Annotated in this window: 1 protein-coding gene; it reads left to right on the top strand. The window is 69.8% G+C overall.

The features are described from left to right. Positions 1–32 precede the first annotated feature (32 nt). A partial coding sequence (locus tag AC5L38_RS44330; RefSeq protein ID WP_495248844.1) for a hydantoinase B/oxoprolinase family protein occupies positions 33–655 on the top strand: 623 nt, incomplete at its 3' end.

Genomic DNA, 655 nt, shown 5'->3' with positions numbered 1-655 from the left:
AGATCATCGAGTTGATCCGGTTCAATTCGCGGATGCCGGATCTGGTGATCGGTGATCTGAACGCGCAGGTCGCCGCGTTGCGCACCGGCGAGCGCCGGTTCCTGGAGATCCTGGAGAAGTTCGGCCGCCCGACCGTGGACGCCGCGGTCCGGCGGATGGTCGAGGACGGGGAGGCGCGCACCCGCGCCGCCCTCGCCGAGCTGCCGCAGGGTTCGTGGACGGCGGTCGACTGGCTGGACGACGACGGCGTCACCGAGGACCCGGTCCGGATGGAGGTCACCGTCACCATCGCCGACGGCACCTTCACCGTCGACTTCGCCGGTTCCTCGCCCGCCACGCCCGGCCCCATCAACATGCCGTTCGGCGCGACCATCGCGATCTGCAAGGTCGTCCTCAAGGCGCTCACCTCACCCGACGAGCCGTCCAACTTCGGCACGACCGTCCCCCTGGAGGTGCGGGCCGAACCCGGCACGCTCTTCCACGCCGTCTACCCGCAGCCGACGTTCACCCTCTGGACCGGCATCGTCGCGGTCGAGCTCATCCTGAAGGCGCTGGCGCAGGGGATGCCGGACCGGCTGCCCGCGTCGTCCGGAGGTGACGTGCCGGGGTTCATGATGGTCGGGATCCACCCGGAGACCGGGCAGATGTTCGCGGT

The sequence above is a fragment of the Streptosporangium nanhuense genome, from assembly GCF_059358815.1.
The sequence above is the reverse complement of the archived record's forward strand: the minus strand, read 5'-3'. Positions and strand labels throughout refer to the sequence as shown.